The sequence below is a fragment of the Mesorhizobium sp. M8A.F.Ca.ET.021.01.1.1 genome (genome assembly GCF_003998025.1).
Lineage (GTDB): Bacteria > Pseudomonadota > Alphaproteobacteria > Rhizobiales > Rhizobiaceae > Mesorhizobium.
Map to the genome: position 1 here is coordinate 1 of NZ_RZSJ01000399.1, position 5,851 is coordinate 5,851.

The following is a 5,851-nucleotide window of genomic DNA, read 5'->3' on the forward strand; positions in this document are numbered from 1 at the left end:
TGATGCGGCCGGGCCGCGCCGTCATCACGATCACGCGCGAAGCCATGAAGATCGCCTCCTCGATGTCGTGGGTGACGAACAGCACCGTCTTCTTGCGCCGTTCCCATATGCCGAGCAGCAATTCCTGCATCAGCCCGCGCGTCTGGTTGTCCAGAGCCCCGAACGGCTCGTCCAGCAACAGGATTTCCGGATCGTTGGCCAGCGCCCGGGCGATCGCCGTGCGCTGCTGCATGCCGCCGGAAAGCTGCTTCGGCCAATGGTTCTCGAACCCTTTCAGGCCGACGAGATCAACATAGGAGGCGACGATCCCGTCCCGCTCCTCTTCGGCCATGCCGCGTTCGCGCAAGCCAAAGGCGATATTTTCGGCGACCGTGAGCCAGGGAAACAGCGTGTAGGACTGGAAGACCATGCCGCGGTCCGGTCCCGGTCTCGTCACCGCCTTGCCGTCAAGCAGAACGCGGCCTTCGCTTGGCGCCTCCAGACCGGCGACGATCCGCAACAGCGTCGACTTTCCGCAACCCGACGGCCCCAGAATGGTGATGAAGTCATTGGCCGCGACCGCCAGGTCGACCGGCATCAGCGCCCTGACGGGTTCTGCGCCTCGCACGCCGGCAAAGGTGCGCGACACACCCTCGATGAGAAGCTTGCTCACGCCAGGCTCCACGGAAAGAGCCAGCGGTTGAACGCCTTGAAAGCGAAGTCGGACAACAGCCCGATCAGCCCGATGACGATGATGCCGAAGATGATCTGCCCCGTCGCCAGCCGCGACTGGCTGTTGATGATCATATAGCCGATGCCCGACGACGAGCCGATCAGTTCGGCAACGATGACGTAGGTCCAGGCCCAGCCGAGCACCAGCCGCAGCGTCTCGGCGATTTCGGGCGCATTGGCCGGCATGATCACCCGCTTGACAATACTGTTGTTGGTCGAGCCCAGCGTATAGGCCGCCTCGACCAGGTCACGCCGCGTTGATCCGACCTTGACAGCAATGATCAGGATGATCTGGAACACCGAGCCGACGAAGATGACGAGCAGTTTTTCCAGTTCGCCAATGCCCGCCCACAGGATGAGCAGCGGAATGAAGGCCGAAGCCGGCAGATAGCGGGCGAAGGAGACGAACGGCTCCAGAAAGGCTTCCACCGGCTTCCAGGCGCCCATGGCGATGCCGAGCGGCACGGCGACGACCGAGGCCAGCACAAAGCCGCCGAAGACCCGCCAGATGGTGATCAGTATGTCGAGCCAGAAACGATCCTCGACCAGCAGCCGCCAGCCATCCCGCAGCATCGACAGCGGATCGGCGAGGAAGATGCGGTTGACGTTGCCACCAAGCGTGATCCAGGCCCAGAAAACCACGAACAGCACGAAGAAGGAAATGCCGAGCACTGTTCGCAGGCCCGGCGAGACAGGATGCAAGGGGCGCATCTTCGTCCTTTGTCAGCAGGAAGGCGGCGGCGCTCTGCGCCACCGCACGGTATCCAGGGGTTGAGCCGTCAATTCGCCACGGCGCTGGTGTCGGCCAGCGTGGCGACGTCGGGCGCCTCCTTGATCAGCCCCATCTGCAGCAGCAGGTCGCCGGCGGTCTTGGAAAAGTCCTGGAATTCCTTGGTGAAGAACTGCTTGTTGTCGGCCTTGTCGGCCCATTTCAGGTACTTCGCCGAATCCTCGAATTCCTTGGCCGACTGTTTCACGTCGGCGCCCATGATCTCGTAGGATTTCTGCGGATCTTTCTTGATCAGGTCGAGCGCATCGAAATAGCTGTCGGCAAGCGCCTTGGCGGCGTCGGGATTGGCCTTGAGGAATTCGGGCGTGCAGCCGACCGTATCGAGAACCATCGGATAGTCGAGCGTGGTCGCCAGGATATGGCCCTGGTCGGCCTTGTCGCGCACGGCCGAGATGAAAGGCTCATAGGTAACAGCCGCGTCATTCTGGCCGGCGAGGAAGGCTTGTGCCGCCGCGTCAGGCTCGAGATTGACGACCGTCACGTCCTTGGTCGACATGCCGTTCTTGTTCAGCACCCAGGCCAGCATGAAATAGGGCGACGTTCCCGGCGCGGAGGACGCTACGTTCTTGCCCTTGAGATCGGCGACGGTCTTGATGTCGTTGCGCACCACGATGCCGTCGGCACCATAGGATTTGTCGAGCTGGAAAATCTGCTTGGTGGTCACCCCGCTGGCGTTCCAGACCAGCCAGGTCTCGACCGTGGTGGCGGCGCATTGCAGGTCGCCGCTGGCGATGGCAAGCGGCCGGCTGGCCTGCGGCACCTTCTTCAAGGTCACGTCGAGTCCATGTTTCTCGAACAGCCCTGCCTGCTTGGCGAGTGTCAGCGGCGCGAAGCCGGTCCAGCCGCTAATGCCGATGGTGAGTGACGTGGCGGCCATCACCGGAGCGGATAAGCCCGCGGCAAGCGTCAATGTCGCGGCAAATACGGTTATCCTGTTCATATCAGTTCCCCTTTGTTTTTCTGGGGGAAATTGTTCACAGAGGCCGATGGGCTTGTCAATCAACAGGAACGTGTTCGCGCGGAAAGCAGCCGACAACCCGGTTTGGGATTGCCCTACCGGCTGTCGGGCATCCAGTTGCGGTTGCGCCACATTTTCTCGCCGATCTGGCAGTCGGCGGCGGACTTGTCCTGCGCCAGCACCACCGGCGGGTGATCCGCCTCCGCCGCCGCCCATTGCGGTGACGCTGGGCCGGCAAGCTCCAGCACCAGCTTGCGGCGGATGGCTTCGGGAAATTGCGTCCAGTCGTTGACCGGGATCATGAAGGCGCCGGCGCCGCCGATGACGCAATCACTGTAGTAGCGGTCGAGATCGTTGACGTCATAGACGCCGGAAAAGCCGCCTCGGGTCATCAGCGGCAGGCCGTTGATGACGATGCCTTGCCTGACCACCCCGTCGCGGACGAGATTGACCGGCGCGCCCTGGTTGTTTGGCCCGTCGCCCGAAATGTCGATGACGCGCTTGGTTCCCTGGTAGCCGCTTTCGGCGAAAAGGTCGCTGCCGAACTCAAGCGCGCCGGAGATCGAGGTGCGCCGCGCGCTGTTGGGCGGCTGGGCCGACAATTGCGCCACCACCCGCTCCGCGTCGGCCCGGGTCGCGATCACCGTCCACGGCACGATGACGCGTTGCCAGCTGGTGCCGGCCCATTCGACATAGGTGACGGCGATCTTGCCATAGGCGCCATCGGCGATCGCCTGCAGCACATTGTCATGCGTCAGCGCCGCCGCGTAACCATGGCGCTGAATCTCCAGCTCCTCCGCCGACATCGACAGCGAAACGTCCACCGCCAGCACCAGCTCGACATCGACCGGCTCGTCCGCGCGGGACGTTGGCGCCAGCCAGAGCACCAACGCCAGTGCAGCAGAGGCGGAAAGCAGATGTCTTGCGCAGGGCAAACCAGACATTGCGCAAGGGTAAGCGAGAATCGTCCACCGAAAAAGAGAAAAGCCCGGCCGTGGTCGGGCTGATCCAATCTATGCGAGCCCTACCGCTGGGCGATCAGCTCCGCGGCTTCAGATTTTCCGGGTCGTAAAGCGGCCTGTAACCGACGCCGACGACTTCGACCGGATAGGTCTCGCCGAAATACTCGACCATGAGCTTGCGGCCCTCCTGCGCATAGGCCCAGGGCAGATAGGCGAGCGCGATGTTCTTGCCGATCGTCGGGCCGTAGGCGACCGATGTGGTGAAGGAGCGACGGCCGAGTTCGTCGACCAGCGTTTCTCCGCTCTCCGGGTCAATCACCGGCATGATGCCGACGGGATAACGGGCAACACCCCTGGAATCCGTATTCTCGGTCATCACCAGCGTGCACAGCATGGCCGGCTGATGCGCGCGTTCGCGGTATTCGACATGCTTGGCCTTGCCGCAGAAATCGTTCTCCTTGACCTTCGGACGGGCGAGATCGGCCTCCAGCAGATTGTACTCGGTCAAGAGGTCGGCATTCTGCAACCGCAGGCTCTTTTCCATGCGGCGGGTGTTGGCATAGGTCTCGACACCGAACGGCATGACGCCGGTCGAGCGCAGCGCGTCCCAGACGGCGAGGCCATCCTCGTAGCGCATATGCAGTTCCCAGCCTTGCTCGCCGACATAGGATATGCGGAACGCGGTGACATCCTTGCCGCCGATGCGGACCGGCTTGATCGCCGCGAATGGAAAATTCTCCGGTGAAAGCCCATCCGGGTTCTCGACGACCTTTTGCAAGGTGGTGCGGGCGTTCGGCCCCCAGATGCCGATGGTGACGTACCTCTCGGTCACATCGGTGATGGTGACATCGAACCCTTTGTCCTGAGCCGTGCGGCGCATGTACTGGAAGTCGCGCGGCCCGGCATCGGCGCCGTCGATCAGCCGGCAGCGGTCGGCCATGCGGATCACGGTGAAGTCGGCGCGCACCATGCCTTCCTCATCGAGGAAGTGGGTGTAGATGCCCTTGCCGATGTTGTTGTCGCCGCCGATCTTGGCCGCGCACAGCCATTCCAGCAGTGCGACATGGTCGGGTCCCTCGATGTCATACATCGAGAAATGCGAGAGGTTGACGATGCCGCAATCCTCGCTCATCGCCAAATGCTCTGCGTTCGAGACGCGCCAGAAGTGGCGGTTGTCCCACTCGTTCTCGCGCACGGGCACCCGGTTGCCATACTTCTCGAGCAGATGCTCGTTGGCGGCGTAACCATGCGCGCGCTCCCAGCCGCCGAGCTCCATGAAATAGCCGCCGAGTTCCTTCTCGCGCTCCCAGAACGGCGAGCGCCTGATGTTGCGGCCCTTGGAGAAGGGTTCGCGCGGATGCACCGCCGGATTGTAGACCTTCATCGCCGTCTCGGTGCAGCGATCCCAGATGAACTGCTCCTTGGTCTGATGCAGGTAGAAGCGTGCATAATCGATGGCGTGATGGTCGATCGCGGTGCGGCCGTCGGTCATCCAGTCGGCGATCAGCTTGCCCATGCCGGGGCCGTCCTTGACCCAGATGGCGACGGCGTACCAGAGACCCCTCACCTTCTGGCTCTCGCCCATCGACGGCCCGCCATCGGCGGTCACCTGCAGCAGGCCGTTGAAGGAATGGCCCTCGTTGTAGCCGAGTTCGCCCAGGATCGGCGTCAGTTCCATGGCGCGTTCCAGCGGCGCCAGGATCTGCTCCATGTCGAGATCGCGCTGCGACGGCGACAGCCGTGCCTGGTCCTTCTCAAGCAGATCGCGCGGGTGGCAGAGGCGCGGATTGGTCTCCTCGTAATAGCCCCATTCGATCTGGCCGCCCTCGGCGGTCTTGGGGTCGCCGGTGTCGCGCATATAGGCCGAGTTGCCCTGGTCGCGCAGCAGTGGCCAGCCGATCTCCTTGCCGGTGCCGGCAAATTCGGTGTAGGGCCCGAAGAAGGTCAGCGGATGGTCGATCGGCATGACCGGCAGATCCTCGCCGACCATCTCGGCGATCAGCCGTCCCCAGATGCCGGCGCAGACGATGACATAGTCGGCCTCGATCGTGCCGCGGTCGGTCACCACGGCGCTGATGCGGCCGTCCTTGACGACAAGCGACTTCGCCGGCGTGTTGGCGAAGGGTTTGAGCTTGCCGGACGCTTCCGCCTGGTCGACCAGCTTGCCGGCAACCGTCTGCGAGCGCGGGATGACGAGGCCGGCGTCCGGATCCCACAGGCCGCCCTGCACCAGATCCTGTTCGATCAGCGGGAATTTTTCCTTGATCTCGGCTGGTTCGATCAGCCGGGCGCGCGTGCCGAAGGCCTTGGCCGAAGCGATCTTGCGCTTGATCTCGTCCATGCGGCTGTCGTCGCCGACGCGGGCGACCTCGAGGCCGCCGACACGCGCGTAATGGCCCATCTTCTCGTAGAAATCGATCGAATAGAGCG

5 protein-coding genes are annotated in these 5,851 nt (G+C 63.3%); all 5 read right to left on the reverse strand.

What is annotated here, in order from left to right; translation table 11 throughout:
* Positions 1 to 652: ABC transporter ATP-binding protein (locus EOA36_RS25065; protein ID WP_145969298.1), on the reverse strand; the 652-nt coding region annotated here is incomplete at its 3' end.
* Entirely contained in the window at positions 649 to 1,422 is a 774-nt protein-coding gene (locus EOA36_RS25070) for an ABC transporter permease (protein WP_127279859.1), read from the reverse strand. The genes EOA36_RS25065 and EOA36_RS25070, both read right to left, overlap by 4 nt.
* A gap of 68 nt (positions 1,423 to 1,490) precedes the next feature.
* A complete protein-coding gene (locus tag EOA36_RS25075) occupies positions 1,491 to 2,441 on the reverse strand; it encodes an ABC transporter substrate-binding protein (RefSeq protein WP_127279860.1) in 951 nt (316 codons plus the stop codon).
* Positions 2,442 to 2,554: 113 nt separating this feature from the next.
* The gene (locus EOA36_RS25080) at positions 2,555 to 3,403 is read right to left on the reverse strand and encodes a DUF1194 domain-containing protein (protein ID WP_189343743.1); all 849 of its coding nucleotides are present in this window, start codon (positions 3,401 to 3,403) and stop codon (positions 2,555 to 2,557) included.
* A gap of 94 nt (positions 3,404 to 3,497) precedes the next feature.
* Positions 3,498 to 5,851: FAD-dependent oxidoreductase (locus EOA36_RS25085; RefSeq protein ID WP_145969299.1), on the reverse strand; the 2,354-nt coding region annotated here is incomplete at its 5' end.

Excerpts from the sequence above, each read along its gene's own strand:
- EOA36_RS25070 (WP_127279859.1), bottom strand. The coding sequence starts at position 1,422 with ATGCGCCCCTTGCATCCTGTCTCGCCGGGCCTGCGAACAGTGCTCGGC.
- EOA36_RS25075 (WP_127279860.1), bottom strand. The coding sequence starts at position 2,441 with ATGAACAGGATAACCGTATTTGCCGCGACATTGACGCTTGCCGCGGGC.
- EOA36_RS25080 (WP_189343743.1), bottom strand. The coding sequence starts at position 3,403 with ATGTCTGGTTTGCCCTGCGCAAGACATCTGCTTTCCGCCTCTGCTGCA.